The 19,382-nt window shown below is 69.7% G+C and carries 15 protein-coding genes and 2 rRNA genes; 2 read left to right on the top strand and 15 right to left on the bottom strand.

Annotated elements, in window-relative coordinates:
• Nucleotides 1-47 precede the first annotated feature (47 nt).
• The 11 genes from HEB94_RS30950 to HEB94_RS51330 form a co-directional block, all read right to left on the bottom strand.
• The gene (locus tag HEB94_RS30950; RefSeq protein ID WP_192753146.1) at nucleotides 48-1,121 is read right to left on the bottom strand and encodes a glycosyltransferase; all 1,074 of its coding nucleotides are present in this window, start codon (nucleotides 1,119-1,121) and stop codon (nucleotides 48-50) included.
• On the bottom strand, nucleotides 1,118-2,785 hold the full coding sequence (gene murJ / locus HEB94_RS30945) for a murein biosynthesis integral membrane protein MurJ (RefSeq protein ID WP_192753145.1): 1,668 nt from the start codon (nucleotides 2,783-2,785) through the stop codon (nucleotides 1,118-1,120). Before murJ ends, HEB94_RS30950 begins: the two co-directional genes overlap by 4 nt.
• Nucleotides 2,782-3,675: a hypothetical protein gene (locus HEB94_RS30940; RefSeq protein ID WP_192753144.1), complete on the bottom strand. Its 894-nt coding sequence runs from the start codon at nucleotides 3,673-3,675 to the stop codon at nucleotides 2,782-2,784. The genes murJ and HEB94_RS30940 overlap by 4 nt, the downstream gene beginning before the upstream one ends.
• The gene (locus HEB94_RS30935) at nucleotides 3,672-4,619 is read right to left on the bottom strand and encodes a copper transporter (protein ID WP_192753143.1); all 948 of its coding nucleotides are present in this window, start codon (nucleotides 4,617-4,619) and stop codon (nucleotides 3,672-3,674) included. Before HEB94_RS30935 ends, HEB94_RS30940 begins: the two co-directional genes overlap by 4 nt.
• A complete protein-coding gene (steA, locus tag HEB94_RS30930) occupies nucleotides 4,616-5,797 on the bottom strand; it encodes a putative cytokinetic ring protein SteA (RefSeq protein WP_192753142.1) in 1,182 nt (393 codons plus the stop codon). Before steA ends, HEB94_RS30935 begins: the two co-directional genes overlap by 4 nt.
• An 81-nt stretch (nucleotides 5,798-5,878) precedes the next feature.
• On the bottom strand, nucleotides 5,879-7,789 hold the full coding sequence (gene recN, locus HEB94_RS30925; RefSeq protein WP_192753141.1) for a DNA repair protein RecN: 1,911 nt from the start codon (nucleotides 7,787-7,789) through the stop codon (nucleotides 5,879-5,881).
• 10 nt (nucleotides 7,790-7,799) lie between these two features.
• A complete protein-coding gene (locus HEB94_RS30920) occupies nucleotides 7,800-8,795 on the bottom strand; it encodes an NAD kinase (RefSeq protein ID WP_192753140.1) in 996 nt (331 codons plus the stop codon).
• On the bottom strand, nucleotides 8,792-9,664 hold the full coding sequence (locus HEB94_RS30915; protein WP_192756774.1) for a TlyA family RNA methyltransferase: 873 nt from the start codon (nucleotides 9,662-9,664) through the stop codon (nucleotides 8,792-8,794). The genes HEB94_RS30920 and HEB94_RS30915 overlap by 4 nt, the downstream gene beginning before the upstream one ends.
• Nucleotides 9,651-9,941: a hypothetical protein gene (locus HEB94_RS30910; RefSeq protein ID WP_192753139.1), complete on the bottom strand. Its 291-nt coding sequence runs from the start codon at nucleotides 9,939-9,941 to the stop codon at nucleotides 9,651-9,653. The genes HEB94_RS30915 and HEB94_RS30910 overlap by 14 nt, the downstream gene beginning before the upstream one ends.
• A gap of 130 nt (nucleotides 9,942-10,071) precedes the next feature.
• Complete coding sequence (locus HEB94_RS30905; RefSeq protein WP_337918065.1) at nucleotides 10,072-11,178, bottom strand: HAD-IIA family hydrolase; 1,107 nt, start codon at nucleotides 11,176-11,178, stop codon at nucleotides 10,072-10,074.
• Complete coding sequence (locus HEB94_RS51330; RefSeq protein WP_192753138.1) at nucleotides 11,175-11,582, bottom strand: tetratricopeptide repeat protein; 408 nt, start codon at nucleotides 11,580-11,582, stop codon at nucleotides 11,175-11,177. The genes HEB94_RS30905 and HEB94_RS51330 overlap by 4 nt, the downstream gene beginning before the upstream one ends.
• A gap of 122 nt (nucleotides 11,583-11,704) precedes the next feature.
• On the opposite strand from HEB94_RS51330, the gene HEB94_RS30895 reads away from it, so the two are divergent.
• Complete coding sequence (locus HEB94_RS30895; protein ID WP_202896648.1) at nucleotides 11,705-13,159, top strand: DUF1015 family protein; 1,455 nt, start codon at nucleotides 11,705-11,707, stop codon at nucleotides 13,157-13,159.
• Here the strand turns inward: HEB94_RS30895 and HEB94_RS30890 are convergent.
• Both HEB94_RS30890 and HEB94_RS30885 read right to left on the bottom strand, forming a co-directional pair.
• Nucleotides 13,077-13,469, bottom strand: coding sequence for a single-stranded DNA-binding protein (locus HEB94_RS30890; protein ID WP_192753136.1), 393 nt, complete (start codon nucleotides 13,467-13,469; stop codon nucleotides 13,077-13,079). The genes HEB94_RS30895 and HEB94_RS30890 overlap by 83 nt on opposite strands.
• 134 nt (nucleotides 13,470-13,603) lie before the next feature.
• Nucleotides 13,604-14,167, bottom strand: a complete 564-nt coding sequence (locus tag HEB94_RS30885; protein ID WP_192753135.1) for a tetratricopeptide repeat protein — start codon at nucleotides 14,165-14,167, stop codon at nucleotides 13,604-13,606.
• Nucleotides 14,168-14,200: 33 nt separating this feature from the next.
• On the opposite strand from HEB94_RS30885, the gene HEB94_RS30880 reads away from it, so the two are divergent.
• Nucleotides 14,201-14,347 carry a hypothetical protein gene (locus HEB94_RS30880; RefSeq protein WP_192753134.1) on the top strand — a complete coding sequence of 49 codons (147 nt, stop codon included), beginning with the start codon at nucleotides 14,201-14,203 and terminating at the stop codon, nucleotides 14,345-14,347.
• A gap of 1,473 nt (nucleotides 14,348-15,820) precedes the next feature.
• Here HEB94_RS30880 and rrf read toward each other — a convergent pair.
• Nucleotides 15,821-15,937: ribosomal RNA gene (gene rrf / locus HEB94_RS30875) — 5S ribosomal RNA — on the bottom strand.
• A gap of 141 nt (nucleotides 15,938-16,078) precedes the next feature.
• Nucleotides 16,079-19,195: ribosomal RNA gene (locus HEB94_RS30870) — 23S ribosomal RNA — on the bottom strand.
• Nucleotides 19,196-19,382 lie beyond the last annotated feature (187 nt).

Raw genomic sequence — 19,382 nt, 5'->3', positions numbered from 1 at the left:
TCCGCTCGGCGGAGCGGTGGGCGGCCTCGACAGAGATCCGCCGCGGTTCAAGCACGCGGGGTGACGACCTCGCGGTAGATCTTCAGGATCTCCCGGGCGGTTTCGTCCTCGTCGGGCCAGGTCGCGGCTCGCGGCGGTCCGGCCGCCCGCAGTCGCGCCGCCACCGCCGGCTGCTCGATGACCTCCACGAGCGCCGCCGCCACCGCCTCCGGGTCGCCCGGCGGCACCAGGAGGGCGGCGTCACCCACCAGATCCGGTATGCCGCCGACCGCCGTCGCCACCAGGGGGACCCCCGCTCGCAGCGCCTCCTGGGCGACCAGCGCGCGTGCCTCCCAGTCGCTGGTGAGGACGGCGACGTCCGCGGCCTCGAGGAGTTCGGCCACGTCCGAGCGGTGCCCGACCAGCAGGACCGGCAGCCGCTCCCGTCGGATCCGCTCGTATAGCGGCTCGCGCAGTGGCCCGTCGCCCGCGATGACGACGAGCGGCGGGATCGCGTCGCGGGCGAACACCCGGGCGACCGCGTCGAGGAGGACGTCGTACCTCTTCTGCGGCGCGAGGCGTCCGACCGCGAGGACGAGTGGACGCTGGGCGAGACCCCAGGACATCCGCACCTCGTCGCGTTCGCGCGTGGCCGGCTCGAGGGAGGGAGCCGCCACCGGCAGGAGTCGGGCGTCCGCGGCTCCGAGGGCGGTCGCCTCCTCGACCAGATCCGCCGACGCACCGAGCACGACCCGCGCCCGGCGAACCACCCACTGCCGGGCGTGCCGCAACGGGACGCGTCGCCACCCTCGTGCCGTGACGGTGTTGTGCCAGCTGACGACGAGAGGTGTCGTACGGCGCAGGGCTAGTGTGGCGACCGCTGAGGCCGCGTGACCGTGCGCGTGGACCACGTCGGTGTCGGCGAGGAGGGTCCGGCCGTGCCAGACCGAGCCGGGCGTGGGTATCTCGAGCGGGACGAACTCCACGTGCTCCCCGAACCCGAAGCGCTCCCCCGTCGAGGCGGGACCGAGGACGCGCACGTCGCACCCCTCGTCGACCAGCCGGAGCGCCAGCGAGCGGACGTGCTGTCCGATGCCCCCGGTGCTCGGTCCCAGGACCAGTGCGACGCGGGGACCACTCACTCCGCGTCCCCGACGGGACGGCGGACGACCCGGCGCACCACGAGCGCCGCGCTCCTCCGGTCGACCAGGGCGACGAGCGCCCCGAAGACGACCACGACCGTCACCGCGGTGACCACCGCTCCCAGAACCGCTGCCGCGAACCCCACCGTCGCGAACCCCCGACCCACCACATCGCCTACCGCTGCTGACACCACTCCCGCGAGGCTACCGGCCAGCAACCCCCGAGGCAGGCCGCGCATCGCCGCCCGCCCCGTCCTGCGCCGGACTCCGACGACCAGGACGGTGGCGCCGACCGCGAGGCCGACGGACGTCGCCGCGCCGAGTGCGGCGGTCGTGGCGTCCGCGGACAGCCGTGCGGTGAGGAGCACCGCGGCGGCGGCCACGGCGAGCCAGCCGGTCGCCGTGCCGAGTGCGCTCCACGCGGCGTGGCCGCGCGCGTAGAGCAGCCGGCTGGCGAGCGTCACGACCCCGAGCGCGGGCACCGCGGGAGCGAACGTGACCAACGCGTCGGCCAACGACGACGTCGCACCGGACCCGGGGCCGAGGACGAAGAGCCGGGCGACCGGCGTCGCTGTACCCGCGAGCAGTGCACCGCCAAGGGCTCCGAGCAGGAGGACCGCCCGGGTCGCGACGGACGCGACCGCGTCGACGTCGGCGCTGGGGGCAGGTCGAGCCCCCTGGTCCCCCGCGAGCGCGGAGACGTGCGGGAAGACGGTGGTCGCCACGGGCACGGCGAGGACGGCGTACGGCAGCGTGAACAGCGCGTACGCCCAGGTGTAGAGGGTCAGCGTCCCGGAGTCGCCCCGGTGGTTGGCGAGCCAGGTCAGCAGGAGGGCGACGAGTTGCTGGGTGACGAGCGCCACCATGCCGGCCGCCGCCAGCGCGCGCACCCGCCGGCCCACGCCGGCGGGGAAGCGGAGGGTGGGCCGCACCCGCGGCCGGGTCCGGGCGAAGGGCACCGACACGGTGACGGCGAGCGCCACGACGCCGAGGGTCGTCCCACCGGCGAGCAGGCCGATGGCGGCGCCGGGCACCTCCGCCGCTCCGAGCCGTCCGTCGGCGAGCAGGCCGAAGCCGGCGTACGCCGCCACCACGACGACGCTGCTGGCCAGCGGCGCGGCCGCGGCGGCGACGAACCGACGCTGAGCCTGCAGGGCGCCGGAGAGCACCACCGCGATTCCGTAGAACCACACCTGCGGCGCGAAGACGACCAGCATCCGCGTCGCGAGTGCTCCCGTCGAGTCGGAGCAGCCGGGGTGTCCGGCCAGCATGAACTCGGCGTAGGGCCCGGCCAGAACCGCCGCGAGCAGCGCGACCGGTGTGAGCAGGAGCAGCGTCCACGACAGCAGAGCCGACAGCGTGCGTTCGGCGTCGGCCCGACCCGCTCCATCGGGCTGGGCGAGGGCACCCGCGAGGACCGGCACCACCACCGAGGCCAGGGCACCGCCCGCCACGATCTCGAAGGTGACGTTCGGAAGCTGGTTCGCGGTGTTGTACGCGTCACCGAGGCAGGTGTCACCGACGGTCTTGGAGAAGACGAGCCAACGCCCGAAGCCCACCACCCGGGCCGCGACCGTGATTGCCGCGACCAGCACGGCCGCGCGGGCGAGACCGGCCCCCCACGCACGCGGGCCCGCTTGCCGCGGCTCCCGCGTGGTCGTCATCGGCTGGGCTTGCGTCGGCCCAGCTCGTCGAGCCGGCGCAACGGCGGGTGTGCCTCGATCACGGCGGTGAACGATACCCGCTCGGCCGCGAGTGTCAGCCCCACAAGGCCGGCGAGAGCCGCCCAGCGCAACGGCCTGGGCGCGCGTGCGGCGATGGCCACGCCGATGCCGGCGCCGAGCGCGTTGGCACCGCAGTCGCCGAGCATGCCGCGTTCGCCGAGGTCGTCGGCCACCAGCCCCGCCGCGGCTCCGACCGGTGCCGCCAGCGCGGGACCCGCGGCGGCCAGCAGCGCGGGTGTGTGGGCGAGGACGACCTTCAGGGCGCGGCCCGGGCGCAGGTCGAACAGGTTGACGACGTTGGCGGCCATGGCGATGAGAGCGCCGTCGGCCAGGGTGTCGACGAGTGCGGTCGGTCCCGACGCGGAACGAGCCCCGTCGGTGCGCTGGGCGCGGCTTCCCTCCCGGAGCGCCGCGGCCGCGAGCACCCCGCTCGCGCCGATACCGGCGATCTTGACCAGTCCACTGGTGACCTCCCCGCGCCGCAGGGCGCGCAGGTGGCCGCGGAACCCCTTCACGGTCGTGGTGCCGGCGAGGTCGTCGTAGAGGCCTACCGCCCCGCTGCCCAGCACCGCGACCATGCCGGCGAGACGCTCGCCGCGATCCAGACCGGGTGCGACCGCGGTGGTCGCCGCGGCTGCGGCGACGGCCGCCGGACCGAGCAGCAGGCTCACCTGTTCGCCGCGGTGGTTCGTGCGCGTCCAGCGGGCCGAGCCTCCCGGCGGGCGAGAGCGGCAGACCCGGAAGACGCCGCGGGCCGCGACCGCCGCCGCAGCGGCGGCGAGGAGGGTGGTGGCACGGGCCCGGGTCCGGGGGTCCGGCGTAGGTCTCATGGGCCGGTTGCCGCCTTCGGCAGCGCGCCGTCCGTGGTGCCGACCGCGCCGTACTGTCCGACTCCGCCGCCCGCCTGTTCGGCCAACGCCCAGACCGCGGCGACCCGGCCGCTGGTGAGGTTGGCGACGTCGACCGAGGAGACCTGGGCACTGGCCTGGGCGTTGTTGCGCAGGCTCGCCAGGACACCGCCCTCGGTCGCGGAGGACGTGTCGCCGACGACGACCGCGCCCTGGCTCGCGGAGTCGAGGGAACGGGCCAACGCGACCCACGCGTCGTTGGCCGCGGGATCGGGTTTCTCTCCACCCTTGGGCATCGGCGGCGCGACCACCACGGCGAGGTCGGCCTGTGGCAGGTCGCTGTCGGCGTCGACCAGGTCGCCCTCGCCGAACGCCCCCATGATGGTCGGGGTCGCGGCGTCCTTACGGCCGGCGGCCTGGGCGTCGCGGGTGACCAGGGCTCGCGCGAGCACGATGCCGGCCCGGTCGTAGGCCGACCCTTCGACCGGCATGCGCACGTCGCCGGTCACCAGCCGGGCCGCCAGGTCGTCGACGAACTGACGTTGCTCTGGATCGGCCCACTTCGCCGTCATCTGAACGGTGCCGGTGACGGTGCCGTTCGCGGCCCGAAGGCTGTCCTGCACGTCCTTGACCAGGCCGCGGTTGGCGTCCGGCAGCGCGACCACGACGATCTTCTCGCCGGCAAGGCGGTTCTTGACCAGGCTCGGGGCGAGGTCGGCGGCGAAGGAGTCGCGGTACTTGTCACCCTGCTGGAGGGCGTTGATCTCCTGGCGAAGGCCGTCCTTCTCCTTGCCCAGGGACTCGATGGTGGCGCGCAACTGCTGGTCGAGCTCACCCTTGAGCGGCCCCGCGCCAAGGGCGACACCGACCGCGAGCGCGAGGAAGATGGCGGCGATCGAGACGAGGAAGTAGCGGAAGTCGATCACGTGAACAGACCCCGGAACCAGTAGATCAGGTCATTCCATCGAATGCCGATGACCTCGAGCCAGGCTTGGCCCGCTGGAGTGGCGGCCAGCGCCACCAGGAACGCCAACAGACCCGCGACCAGCAGCATGACGATCTGCCAGGTCTGGATCCGCGAGCGGTAGAGCCGGCTGACGCCCTTGGCGTCGACGAGCTTGCCGCCTACCCGAAGCCGGGTCAGGAACATGCTCGCCGCGCCCGCACGACCCTTGTCCAGGAACTCCACGAGCGAGAGATGGGTGCCGACGGCGACGATGAGTGCCGCCCCCTTGGAGTCGGCGAGGAGCATGGCGACGTCCTCACTGGTGCCCGTCGCGGCGAAGATGCGGGACTCCAGGCCGAGCCGTTCGAGCCGGTCGGAACCGGGCGCCCGCCCGTCGCGGTAGGCGTGCACGATGAGTTCGGCCCCGCAGCGCAGCGCCGTGTCGGACACGGAGTCCATGTCGCCGACGATGATGTCAGGCTTGAATCGAGCCTCGAGCAGCGCGTCGGCACCACCGTCGACACCGACGAGCACCGGGCGGTACTCCCGGATGTAGGAGCGCAGCGCGACGAGGTCCTCGCGGTAGTCGTAACCGCGAACGACGATCAGGACGTGCCGTCCCTCGACCTCGGTCGCGATGTCGGGAACGCCCACACCGTCGAGCAGCAGGTCGCGGTCACGGCGGAGGTACTCCATCGTGTTGGCGGCGAACGCCTCCAACTGCGTGGCGAGACCGGCCCGGGCGTCGTCGGCCGCCTTGGTGACCGTCTCGAGGGTCTGCACCGAACCGAAGGCGACCTCGGCATCTCCACGGATCAGGCTCGGTCCGTCGAGCCGGACGGTGTCTCCCTCACCGACCTTGGCGAAGACCTCCATGCCCACGTCGTCGACGAGTGGGATGCCGGCCGACACGAGGATTCCCGGGCCGAGGTTGGGATAGCGCCCGCTGATCGAGGGGGCGGCGTTGACCACCGCCGCGACGCCCGCGGCGACCAGCGCCTCGGCGCTCACCCGGTCGAGGTCGAGGTGGTTGACGATGGCGATGTCGCCTGGGCGCAGGCGCTTGGTGAGGTTCTTCGTGCGGGTGTCGAGCCGGGCCACGCCAACGACACCGGGCACTGTCAGCGACCGGGTACGGCGCAAAGTGGGGAGTCTCATCGCAATGCGAATTCTGACACGTGAACGCTGACGTGTCGGTACATCCGGGACGCGCGGGCGTGGCGCAACGCGACCGCTTCACTACTTTGCGGAATCGCCCCTGGACGCTCCGGCACCGCCGGCCTTCTTCGCCCGTCGGCTGGTCGTCCGCTTCGGCGTGCGCGCCGCGGCAGCCGTCGCGAGCAACTCCTCGGCGTGGGCGCGAGCGCTGGCCGAGTCGTCGAGGCCGGCGAGCATCCGGGCCAACTCCTCCACCCTGCCGTCGTCGTCCAGCCGGGTCAGGCCGCTGCGCGTGACCGAGCCGTCGTTGCTCTTGCGTACGACGTAGTGCCGGTCGGCGAACGCGGCGACCTGCGGAAGGTGCGTGACCACCACGACCTGGGCGTTGGTCGCGAGCCGAGCGAGTCGACGGCCGATCTCCACCGCCGCCCGGCCACCGACCCCCGCGTCGACCTCGTCGAACACGAACGTCGGCACCCCGTCGACTCCGGCGAACACCACCTCGACGGCGAGCATCACCCGCGACAGCTCACCTCCGGACGCGCCGCGCTGCACCGGTCGCGCCGGCGCTCCTGGGTGCGGGCTCAGCCGCAGCTCCACCTCGTCGACACCGTGCGGACCGAAGGACAGCCAGCGGCCGTCGACGAGCAGAGCCTTGCGGGTGCCCTCGGCAGGTGTCTGGCCGGCCGAAGGTGGCGACGTGCGCCCGGACGCGCCGGTCCGGCGCTTGCCCGACCCCTCCTCCGACTCCGCCGGATCGACCACCTCTGTCTGGGCGACGTCGGCGGTCAGAACGGCGTGCGGCATCGCGAGCGCAGCCAACTCGGCCGTCACGGCCACGCCGAGTCGTTCGGCAGCGGCGCAGCGAGCGGCGCTGACCTGGCCGGCCAGCTTCGCGAGCGCGGCGAGGAGGTCCTGGCGTTCGGCCCGCAGTCCGACGATCCGATCGTCGGAGCCGTCCAACTCGCCGAGCCGCTGCGCGGAACGCCGCGCCCACTCGAGCACCTCGTCGATGGAGTCGCCGTACTTGCGGGTCAGGGCACCAAGCACCGCGCGTCGCTCACCGATCGCCTGCAGCCGCAGCGGGTCGGTGTCGACACCGGCGGCGTAGGAGGCAAGGTCCGCGCCCGCGTCGGCGAGCAGGACCGCCGCCTCGGCAAGCCGGTCGGACACCCCCGCGAGCTCCGGGTCGTGGACGCCCGCGGCGTCGAGTGCCTTGCGGGCCGCCGCGACCTGTGAGAGGGCGTCGACCGCCTCGGCCGCCGGGTCGTCGTCGCCGGTCAGCGCCGCGTGCGCCTGTGCGGCGGCACCTCGCAGGGAGTCGGCGTAGGCGAGGCGGTCCTCCTCGGCGGCCAGTGCCTTGTCCTCGCCGGGCTGGGGATCGGCGGCCTCGACCTCGACCAGCCCGAACCGGAGCAGGTCGGCTTCCTGGGCTCGTTCGCGGGCACGTGCCACCAGCTCGGTGAGGTCCGCCTCGACCTCGGCGAGCCGGGCGTAGCGGGCCCGATAGGTCGTGAGCGGCGCCTCGACGGCGGTTCCGGCGTAGCGGTCGAGGATCTGGCGCTGGCGGGACGGCCGCAGCAGTCGCATCTGGTCGGACTGTCCGTGCAGCGCGACGGTCTCGTCGGCGAGCTCGGCCAGAACCGCGGCTGGTACGCCCGTTCCGCCGGCGTAGGCGCGTGAGCGGCCGTCGCGGGAGATCGTGCGCATCACGATCAGGGTGTCGTCGTCGAGCTGGGCGCCCGCGTCGACGGCACGGCGGGCAGCGGGCGAGGCGCCGTCGAGCCGAACCCGTCCCTCGACCACCGCACGGTCGGCGTTGGGGCGGACCAGCCCCGCGTCGGCACGGCCGCCGAGCAGCAACGACAGACCCGTCACCACCATCGTCTTCCCGGCGCCGGTTTCGCCGGTGACGACGGTCAGGCCTGCGTCGAGATCGAGTACGGCGTCGTCGATGACGCCGAGTCCTTGGATCCGGATCTCCTCCAGCATCGCCGGAACTCTACGGGGTCGCGCCGACGTCGTCCGAGTGCTCGTCCACCGGTGGTGTCGGACGCTTCCGTCGTACGGCCCCGACATCGGCCGCCGCGTGCCGTGGGGGCTGGTCCAGACCGCCGCGCCAGCCCTGCACGGGCAGGCCGAACTTCGCCACCAGGCGGTCGGTGAACAGTCCGCGGTGCAGTCGGGCCAACCGGACCGGCTGCACGCCACGGCGGACCTCCACACGTGCTCCGGGCGGAAGCTCCTCCGTACGACGTCCGTCGCACCACAGGACGCCGGGCTCGGTGTTGCGGTGCATCAGCTCGACGGCCACCACCGAACGCGGCGAGACGACGAGGGGACGGGAGAACAGCGCGTGCGCGCTCAGCGGCACCACCAGCATCGCCTCGAGCTCGGGCCACACGATCGGGCCGCCCGCGGAGAACGCGTAGGCCGTCGAACCCGTTGGCGTCGCCGCGACGATGCCGTCGGCGCCCCAGCGCGACAGGGGCCGCCCGTCGACCTCGACGACCATCTCGAGCATCCGCTCCCGCGCCGACTTCTCGATGCTGGCTTCGTTCAGTGCCCACTGCGAGGCGACCACGCCACCGTTGTAGGTGATGGTCACGTCGAGGGTCATCCGCTCCTCGACGGCGTACTTCCTGTGGACGACGTGGTCGATGGTGACGTCGAGGTCGTCGCGCTCGGACTCGGCGAGGAATCCGATGTGCCCGAGGTTGACCCCGAGGACAGGTGTGCCAGAGGCCCGCGCCACCTCGGCGCCCCGCAGAATGGTGCCGTCACCGCCGAGCACCATCACCATCTCGCAGCCTTCGGCCGCCGTGGGGGTCACCTCGACGACCTCGGCCTTGTCCACTCCCACGTCCTCGGCGTCGGGAGCGAGCAGGCGTACGCCGACGCCGGCGTGCGCGAGCTTCGCGGCCGACTCCCTGGCCAGATGGGTGGCTTCCGATCTCCCCGTGTGAACCACGAGGAGCACTGTGCGTTCGTCAGTCACAGCGGAGACTCCTTCGGTGGTTCGCTGTCCTGGTCTGGTGTTTCGAGTGTGTCGAGTGCGCTCTCCCGGAAGGACGGCGCGTCCGCGCGGAGCCACAGAAAGTACTCCGTGTTACCGGCCGGTCCCTGGATCGGGCTCACGGTTAGGCCGGCGACGCCGAGACCCACCTCAGCGGCGGCCCGGGCGACACCGCGGATGGCGTCGTGCCGGAGCGCGGGGTCGCGGACGACGCCACCACGGCCCAGGCGGGACTTGCCGACCTCGAACTGCGGCTTGACGAGGAGCACCAGGTCGCCGCCCTCCTCGACGAGTCGTCGCAGGGCGGGCATGACGACGGTGAGTGAGATGAACGACAGGTCGGCGACGAGCAGGTCGACGGTTCCGCCCACCTGCTCCGGCCGGAGATCGCGGACGTGGGTCCGCTCGTGGACGTCGACCAGCGGGTGGGCACGCAGGGCCGGTACGAGCTGGTCTCGGCCCACGTCGACCGCCACCACCCGGGTGGCGCCGGACCGAAGCAGGACCTCGGTGAAACCCCCGGTGGAGGCACCCGCGTCCAGGCAGCGCCGGCCCTCGACGGTCAACCCGTGTGGGCCGAAGGCCGAGAGCGCACCGACGAGCTTGTGACCGCCGCGCGAGACGAAATCGGTGCCGGTGTCGTCGACCTCGAGCTGGTCGTCAGGCGTCACCGGGCGGGAGGCCTTGGTCGCGGCGACACCGCCGACTCGCACCCTGCCGCGCGCGACGAGTTCGACGGCGTGGTCACGCGAACGCGCGAGCCCCCGGCGTACCAACTCGACATCGAGGCGCGCCCGCCCGGAGGGCCCTCCTGGACCCGACCGCTGACCCGACCGCTCAGGGCTGCCCAGCGCGATCCTCACGGCCTTCTCCCGCCGCCAGCAAGGTCTCGTGCAGACGGCGATGGGCGTCCTCGTAGATGTCGATGTGCTCGCTCGGCGGGAGCCCTTCGAGCTCGGTCAGCCGGTCGAGGACGGCGTCGACGTCGGGCCTGCCGGTGGGGTCGTAGGCAACATCCGCGCCGGTCGACACCGTCTCGGCGTCGTCGTAGGGCGGCGCGACCGACACCGACTCGGGCTCGCCCGAGTGGGAGAAGGCCGGGCGCTCCCCCGGTGTTTGGTGTTCCACGCTGCCTGTGTCTCCTTGCCTCGACGCTCCCCGTGGCGGCCCGACGTTTCCACCACGTCACGACCGGGTGGTGCCGAGAACCTGATCAGTGAGTCTGACCAGCGGACCGTGACCGGCCCGCCACTCGACACTAGCCCATGGACTTCCGGTGGGCGCGCAGGACTTCCAGGGCCTCCGCGGCGTCGATCTCGCCCGGGTCGTCGGTCGCCCAGACGGCGCTGAGCAGAGCCCGGGCGCCGTCCATCGGGTCACCGGAGCCGCTCAGTCGAACCCGCGCGCGCGAGGACCGGCCGGCCGCGCCGCCGTCGTCCCGGGACGCGTCCTCGATCGTGGCCGTCCAGGCGCCGCACCGAGCACCGTTCGGCTCGCGCCGTGGCGCTGGATGCGTGGTGAACAGGCCGGCCAGATCGTTGGCGAGGTAGGTGGGTCGGTGGTTCGGCGGCGCCGCGACGAGATCGTCGAGGGTCGTGACTCCGGTCAGCACCAACAGGCTCGGCATTCCGGCGGCATGGGCTCCCTCGATGTCGGTGTCGAGTCGGTCACCGATCACGAGCGGCCGTTTGCCACCCACGCGCTCCACCGTCTCGTGGAACAGCGGAGGTGCCGGCTTCCCGGCGATGACCGGCGTCTTCCCGGTAGCCAGCCGAATCACCTCGACGAGCGTGCCGTTGCCAGGCGCCAAACCGCCGTCGGTGGGCAGGGTCCGGTCGACGTTGGACGCCACCCAGGGGATGTCCCTCGCCAGGGCGTATGCCCCTTCCGCGAGGTTGCGCCAGCCCACGCTCGGATGGAAGCCCTGGACCACCGCGGCGGGATCGTCGGCGGCCGAGGCGACGGGGACAAGGCCACGCTCGCGGACCGCGACCAGGAGGCCCTCACCGCCGACCACGAGGACGCGGGACCCGGCGGGCACCCGGTCGGCGACCAGCCGAGCCGCCGCCTGTGCCGACGTCACCACGTCGTCGACGGACGCGGCCACCCCCACCTTGCGCAGGTGGTCGATGACCGCGTCCGGTGTACGAGATGCGTTGTTGGTCACGAACGTGACCCGTAGGCCTTCGGCACGGGCCCGCTTCAGCTCCTCCGGAGCCCGCGGTACCGCGTCCGCGCCGACGTAGACCACGCCGTCGAGGTCGAACAGTCCGGTGTCGAAGAGTTCCACCAGCGGTCGGATCGCCCCGGCCAGTGGTGTCAGCCCCGGATCGGGATCTGCCTCGGGCGTGATCGAGCCGGTCACTGCATGTCCTCCCGCGCTTTCAGCGTGGCCCTCACCTGTCGGAGGGCACCGGTGTAGTGATCCGACGTCGGGCGCATCGCCGCCGCCATCGCGAGGTGCGGCGCGGCGGCATCGTGGCGCCCCATCCGGCTCAGCGCTAGGCCGAGCCCGAAATGGGCGTAATCGTCGGAAGGATTCTCCTCGACCAGCCCTTCGAAGGTGGCCGCGGAGTCGGCGTACTGTCGGCTGTTGAACAGGGCACGTGCCAGTGCCTCCCGAATCGACTTCGACGCGGGCTCGGCGTTCTGGGCGTGGCCAAGCACCTGGGCGGCGGCAGCGGAGTCACCGGCTTCGAGGAGTTCGACCCCACGGCGATACCAGTCGTAGACGTCCCCACGGGGTTCGCCAGCGGTGTTCTCGGTCACGTTTACCTCCCGTCCTCAAGGCCCACTCAACCGGCGGGGGCGCGGCGCTATTCCTGACGGGTATGTCAGCAGGTATGCACGTCGTTCACAGTGGCCGCGGGCGGCGACCTACCATGCCCAGCGTGACTGATACCGCCCCAACCAACCGCCCACTCGTGCTCTCGCCGTTTCGTGGCCTGCGGTATGCGGCCGATCAGGTCAGTGATCTGGCCGCCGTCACGTCCCCGCCCTATGACGTCCTCGACCGCGAAACGGTGGCGGCACTGGCCGCGGCCGAACCGCACAACATTGTCCGGGTCATCCTTCCACGTCCCGCTGGACCCGCCGACTGGACGACGGACCGTCGCCCGCCGGCGGCCGAGGAGAACGGGCGCGAGCACTACCGGCGCGCGGCGGCACTGTTTGCCAGCTGGCGCGAGGACGGTGTGTTGCGGGTGGACGGCGAGCCCGCCCTGTATGTCTACGAGCAGCGGACGGAAACCCTCACCGGCCGGCCGGTGATCCTTCGCGGGCTGCTCGGAGCGGTCGGACTGCGACAGGCCGAAGAAGGGGTGATCCTCCCCCACGAGGACGTGCTGCCCGGGCCGGTCGCAGACCGGTTGGCCCTGATGTCGGCCTGTGCGGCCAATCTCGAACCCATCCTGCTCGTCTACGACGGCGGCGGGGTCGCCAGCGAACTCGTGGAGGCGGCGGTCCGTGTTGCGCCGTTGATCGACGCGCCCGCGACGGACGGGTCGGAGCATCGAATCTGGCGGATCAGCGACCCTACGGCGTTGGCGGCCATCGCGGCCGACCTCGCGCCACGACAGGCACTGATCGCGGACGGGCACCACCGGTATGCGACCTATCTGCGGCTGCAGGAAGAGATGCGCGCCCGCGGCGCCGGCGCCGGCCCCTGGGACAGCGGCCTCGCACTTCTCGTCGACCAGCGCGCCCATCCACTCGAGCTCACCGCCATCCACCGAACGGTGTCGGGGGTGACCCTCGCGGACGTCACCGCCGCCGCGGCGAGTGCGTTTCGGATCGATTCCTACGGCGCGGACGCCACCCAGGCGCACGCGGCGCTCGCGGCCTGCCGCGGCGAGCGACACGCGTTCCTTCTGACCGACGGTAAGCAGTGGGAGCTGCTCAGCCTTCCGCTCACCGGACAGGCCGCCGGCGCGCAGGAGGGCACCCGGGCGCCAGGCGCTGGTCGCCCATCCCCGGAGGGTGCGGAGGAGGCGCGGCTCGACACGGGCGAACCGCGCCACCTGCCCGCGCTCGACACGGAGGTCCTGCACGGCATGTTGCTCGAGAGGATCGTCGGCGTGGGCGAGAACCAGATCGGCTATGACCACACCGAAGCCGCCGCGGCACAACGCGCCCGCGACGGTGGGGGTATCGCGATCCTTCTCAACCCCGTCGACGTGGCGACGGTCCAGGCCGTCGCCCGCGCGGGTGGGCGGATGCCGCGGAAGTCGACCTCGTTCGGACCCAAACCACGCACCGGCTTCGTCATGCGCGCGTTCGGGGAGCATGAACCCGCTCCTTCGGAGCAAGAAGGCGGACTCGATCGGCTTCGACCTCGTAGCGACTGATCGGACCGGCCTCACTGTGCCGAAACCGCCGCCGCAGCGTTCCAGCGACCTCGACGACGTCGCCCGCCTGCCATTCCTCCATCGCGGCGTGGCAGGTCGCCACCCACGACGCGCAGTCGATCGCATCCACCCGGGCGGACCGCTCCCGCAAGGTCAGCGGATCTCGCTCCACGACCACGCGGACGGAGACCACGACGGCCCCGCTGGGCAGGTCACGACGGACCGCGGGCGCCGCGACCCGGCCGACCAGCAGGACCTCGTTGCGATGTGGTGGAACGGCGGGACCTGTGTCGTCTGGTGCGTCGGTCATGACGACTACCTCCGGCTCGACAGAAGGTTGGCGCCGCCAACTCTTCTCTCAGCCGGTAGGAGCCGCCATGCCCGCCGTGAGCGCTGTGGACACGCCCACCGATCCGGCAGCTGTGGAGAAGTTCTGACACCGGGTCAGGTCAGCCGGGCGAGGCGCTCCTCGGCGTCGGTCTCCCCCTCGGGATCCGCGTCGATCGCGCGCTCGAACCACTGCGCAGCCTCGTCCGTGCGGCCGAGTTCCTCGAGCGTGTCGGCGTAGGCGTAGCGGACTCGGGCGACGGCCGTGTCGGAGGCTCGACCCTGCAGGGCGGGGACATCGAGCACCGCCAACGCCGCAGCAGCCTGGCCGAGGTCGCGACGCGCCCCCGCCTCGACGATCAGGAGTTCGATGCGTTCGACCGGGTCCAGCTCGGTCCGATCCACGCTCGCGATCAGCTCGAGGGCGCGTTCGGGCCGGCCCAGGCCGCGCTCGCTGTCGGCCATCACCGGGAAGTACTCCGCGGAGCCGGTCATCCGGCGGGCGGCACGAAACTCCGCCAGGGCCTGCTCGAAGTTGCCCACGGCGTAGGCCGTGTAGCCCACCGCCTCCCGGACGACACCCAGGCGCGAGCCCTCGCGACGTGCCTCCATCGCGTGGGCCAACGCCGTCTCGGGCTCGTCGTCGACCAGTTGGCCGGCCGCGACGAGATGGCGTGCCACCCGGTCTGCTGCCGCCTTGCTGAGGGTGCCGAGTTGACGGCGTACCTCCGGATCGAGCTCCAGGCCGGTGATCTCGCTGGGGATGGGTGGCCCGGAAACGACGGTCGCCGCGACCTCACGGTCACGGGTGCCTCCGCGGCGACGCTCGCCGTAACCGTCGCGCCGATCGCTGCCGGCTGACCGAGCGTCCGACGGCCGCCCGCTCCGGCGGTCGTCGAAGCTTCGCCTTTCCGGCTTCTCGCCGCTTCGTCCTGGGCGGTCCGACCCGGTGCCCTTCCCCGCGTAGCCTCCAGAACGCGAGGCCGACGATCCCTGCGAGCGCCCGGATCCGGCGCGAGAAGGCCCACCAGCGCCAGTCGCGGAACGCCCGGCCGGGCGGTCGCCCTCGCTGAAGCGACCCCGTCCGGAGCCGCCAGTCGTGCGACCGGGGCGATCCCCGCGGTCGCTCCGCTCAGGCCGCGAACTCCGCTCAGGCCGGTCATTCCAATCCCGACGCTCCGAACGCCCCCCACGATCCGTACGGTCACTTCGCTCAGGCCGCGAACTCCGCTCAGGCCGATCGTTCCAATCCCGACGCTCCGAACGCCCCCCACGATCACCCTGGTCAGAGCGCGAAGTCCGGGACGGCTTGTCCCAACTCGACCGGCCGGCGCCCGAAGCACTCGACGAACGTCCGAAGCCACCACCTGAGCGACCGGGGCGATCCCCGCGGTCGCTCCGCTCAGGCCGCGAACTCCGCTCAGGCCGATCGTTCCAATCCCGACGCTCCGAACGCCCCCCACGATCACCCTGGTCAGAGCGCGAAGTGCGCGACGGCTTGTCCCAACTCGACCGGCCGGCGCCCGAAGCACTCGACGAACGTCCGGACGAGCCGCCGCGGTAGCCCTGGGAATCACTACGACGAGGCGAATCGCTCCGCCGATCTCCAGAACCGGAACCTCGTGCGCCGCCGAAGCCGCCGCTACCGCGGGTGCCACCTCCAGCACCGCGTGCGCCGCCGTCCTGGCGTCCAGAACCGTCCCGGGAGCCGCCGGCGCCACCGAAACGGCTGCCGCCCGAGCGCGCTCCCGTAGACCCGGTGGTCCGATCAGAAGATCGTCCCGAGCCGCGCCGGTCCTGACTCGAGTCACGACGTCCCTCGGAACGACCGGACCCGCCCTGGCCGAAGCGGCCTCCGGGGCGCCCGCCGGTCCCCGAGGAGCGCGAGCCCCGGGCGCCGGCAGCACCGTCGCTCCGACCTCGGGAGGCACCGCCTCCCGAACGCTTGTCGCGGCCGCTGTCACGCCGATCGCGGTCCCGATCTTCGCCGCGCCTCGAACTGTCGCTCATCGTGCTCCTCAGAACGTCCGAACTACCATTTTGCCGTGCCGCCGGCAGCACGCCGAATCCCGCCTGCGCGGCATTGGGCGCGCCATCTCGAACGGCGCTTCGCGGCCGGCGGACCGCGTGGGGTGCGATGACCGGCACAGGTCCCGCATCGGAGCCGAGCTCGGCATCCCGCGGGCCTGGTGCACCAGCGACAAATCCACCGACGATCGCGTCCCCAGGACGGCTGCCAGCGAGTTGTCGCGGTTGCCGTGCGGACTGGTCGACGCGGCTTTCCGTACATGCGTCAAGGGCCACCCCATGCGGGGTGGCCCTCAACGAAAGAATGTCCGGCGGTGTCCTACTCTCCCACAGGATCCCTCCTGCAGTACCATCGGCGCTGAAGAGCTTAACTTCCGGGTTCGGAATGGGACCGGGTGTTTCCCCTTCGCCATGACCGCCGTAACCCTATGAAAATATCAGGCCCACCACACCCAACAACCACAACAAACGTTGGGGTGAGTGATGGATCCGGCCCGTACCTTCAGAACCGCATAGTGGACGCACAATCTTTCAAGCCAACACGACGAAAAAACATGAGAGTGTGAAGACAAGCCCTCGGCCTATTAGTACCAGTCAGCTCCACGAGTCTTTCGTCCTCGCTTCCACATCTGGCCTATCAACCCAGTCGTCTACTGGGGGCCTTACCCGGTTAACCCGGTGGGAGACCTCATCTTGAAGCGTGCTTCCCGCTTAGATGCCTTCAGCGGTTATCACTCCCGAACGTAGCCAACCAGCGGTGCTCTTGGCAGAACAACTGGCACACCAGAGGTTCGTCCGTCCCGGTCCTCTCGTACTAGGGACAGCCCTTCTCAAGTCTCCTGCGCGCACAGCGGATAGGGACCGAACTGTCTCACGACGTTCTAAACCCAGCTCGCGTACCGCTTTAATGGGCGAACAGCCCAACCCTTGGGACCTGCTCCGGCCCCAGGATGCGACGAGCCGACATCGAGGTGCCAAACCATGCCGTCGATATGGACTCTTGGGCAAGATCAGCCTGTTATCCCCGGGGTACCTTTTATCCGTTGAGTCACGGCGCTTCCACGTGCCACCGTAAGATCACTAGTCCCGACTTTCGTCCCTGCTCGACCTGTCGGTCTCACAGTCAAGCTCCCTTGTGCACTTGCACTCAACACCTGATTGCCAACCAGGCTGAGGGAACCTTTGGGCGCCTCCGTTACATTTTGGGAGGCAACCGCCCCAGTTAAACTACCCACCAGGCACTGTCCCTGATCCGGATAACGGACCGAGGTTAGACAGCCAATACGATCAGAGTGGTATTTCAACGTTGACTCCACCCGAACTGGCGTCCAGGTTTCACAGTCTCCCACCTATCCTACACAAACCGAACCGACCGCCAATACCAAGCTGTAGTAAAGGTCCCGGGGTCTTTCCGTCCTGCTGCGCGTAACGAGCATCTTTACTCGTAATGCAATTTCGCCGGGTCCATGGTTGAGACAGCGCCCAAGTCGTTACGCCATTCGTGCAGGTCGGAACTTACCCGACAAGGAATTTCGCTACCTTAGGATGGTTATAGTTACCACCGCCGTTTACTGGCGCTTAAGTTCTCAGCTTCGACCCGAAGGTCTAACCGGTCCCCTTAACGTTCCAGCACCGGGCAGGCGTCAGTCCGTATACATCGTCTTGCGACTTCGCACGGACCTGTGTTTTTAGTAAACAGTCGCTTGGGCCTGGTCTCTGCGACCTTCACCGCTACAGGGAGCAAGTCCCCTCACGGATCCGGTCCCCCTTCTCCCGAAGTTACGGGGGCATTTTGCCGAGTTCCTTAACCATGGTTCGCCCGATCGCCTTGGTATTCTCTACCTGACCACCTGTGTCGGTTTGGGGTACGGGCGGCCTTGCCACTCGCTAGAGGTTTTTCTCGGCAGCATGGGATCACTCACTTCGCCTCAATCGGCTCGGCATCAGGTCTCAAGCACAAGAGACGCGGATTTACCTACGCCTCGCCCTACACCCTTGCCCGCGGACTACCATCGCCGCGTAGAGCTACCCTCCTGCGTCACCCCATCGCTTGCCTACTACCGGATCGGTTCACGCGCTCACCCGAAACAACCCCGAAAGGTCATCCCAGGATCGGGCGCTTAGCATCACCGGACTCAGCATGGGCGCGACAAAGCCGGTACGGGAATATCAACCCGTTGTCCATCGACTACGCCTGTCGGCCTCGCCTTAGGTCCCGACTTACCCAGGGCGGATTAGCCTGGCCCTGGAACCCTTGGTCATTCGGCGGAGGAGTTTCTCACTCCTCTTTCGCTACTCATGCCTGCATTCTCACTCGTGTAGCATCCACGACTGGGTCACCCCGCCGCTTCACACGCCACACGACGCTCCCCTACCCATCCACGCGTCTGGACCGCACCCCGAAGGACACGGCCGAACAAATACGCAAATGCCACAGCTTCGGCGGTTCGCTTGAGCCCCGCTACATTGTCGGCGCAGAATCACTTGACCAGTGAGCTATTACGCACTCTTTCAAGGGTGGCTGCTTCTAAGCCAACCTCCTGGTTGTCTCTGCGACTCCACATCCTTTTCCACTTAGCGAACGCTTAGGGGCCTTAGCTGGTGATCTGGGCTGTTTCCCTCTCGACTACGAAGCTTATCCCCCGCAGTCTCACTGCCGCGCTCTCACCTACCGGCATTCGGAGTTTGGCTGATTTCGGTAAGCTTGTCGGCCCCCTAGACCATCCAGTGCTCTACCTCCGGTAGGAAACACGCGACGCTGCACCTATATGCATTTCGGGGAGAACCAGCTATCACGGAGTTTGATTGGCCTTTCACCCCTACCCACAGGTCATCCCCCGGCTTTTCAACGCCGGTGGGTTCGGGCCTCCACGCGGTCTTACCCGCGCTTCACCCTGCCCATGGGTAGATCACTCCGCTTCGGGTCTAGAGCACGCGACTCAACGCCCTATTAGGACTCGCTTTCGCTACGGCTTCCCCACACGGGTTAACCTCGCCACGTACCACTAACTCGCAGGCTCATTCTTCAAAAGGCACGCCGTCACAGCCCAAAAGGACCGCTCCGACGGATTGTAGGCACACGGTTTCAGGGACTATTTCACTCCCCTCCCGGGGTACTTTTCACCTTTCCCTCACGGTACTGGTTCACTATCGGTCACCAGAGAGTATTTAGGCTTAGCGGGTGGTCCCGCCAGATTCACACAGGATTTCAGGGGTCCCGTGCTACTTGGGAAAACGTCCAGGAGCCATCACGTTACGTCTACAGGGGTATCACCTGCTATGCCAGGCCTTTCCAGACCTTTCGACTTCCGCGATGGTTTATCACTCCTTGCCGGATCAGTAGCTCCGACCGGACGATCCCACAACCCCGCATAGGCAACGCCTACCAGCTATCACGCCTACACGGTTTAGCCTCTTCCGCTTTCGCTCGCCACTACTCACGGAATCACAATTGTTTTCTCTTCCTGCGGGTACTGAGATGTTTCACTTCCCCGCGTTCCCTCCGAACGCCCTATGTGTTCAGGCGCCGGTGACTGGACATGACTCCAGCCGGGTTTCCCCATTCGGACACCCCCGGATCACAGCTCGGTTGCCAACTCCCCGGGGCTTTTCGCAGGCTCCTACGTCCTTCATCGGCTTCTGGTGCCAAGGCATCCACCGAGTGCCCTTACTAACTTGTCTCACAAGACACACAACGTCTCGGCAAAAAAGATGCTCGCGTCCACTATGCAGTTCTCAAGATACGAACGGAAACCCACCCACAACCGCCGCGCACCACCCAACACCCAAACCACAGACGAAGAATGGCCGTACGAACGCAGGGCAGACCCACCAAGAAACCACAACCACAAACCACATGGCCTGATCC

This window comes from Actinopolymorpha pittospori, assembly GCF_014873875.1.
In the GTDB taxonomy this organism is placed as follows: Bacteria; Actinomycetota; Actinomycetes; order Propionibacteriales; family Actinopolymorphaceae; genus Actinopolymorpha; species Actinopolymorpha pittospori.
The sequence above is the reverse complement of the archived record's forward strand: the minus strand, read 5'-3'. Positions and strand labels throughout refer to the sequence as shown.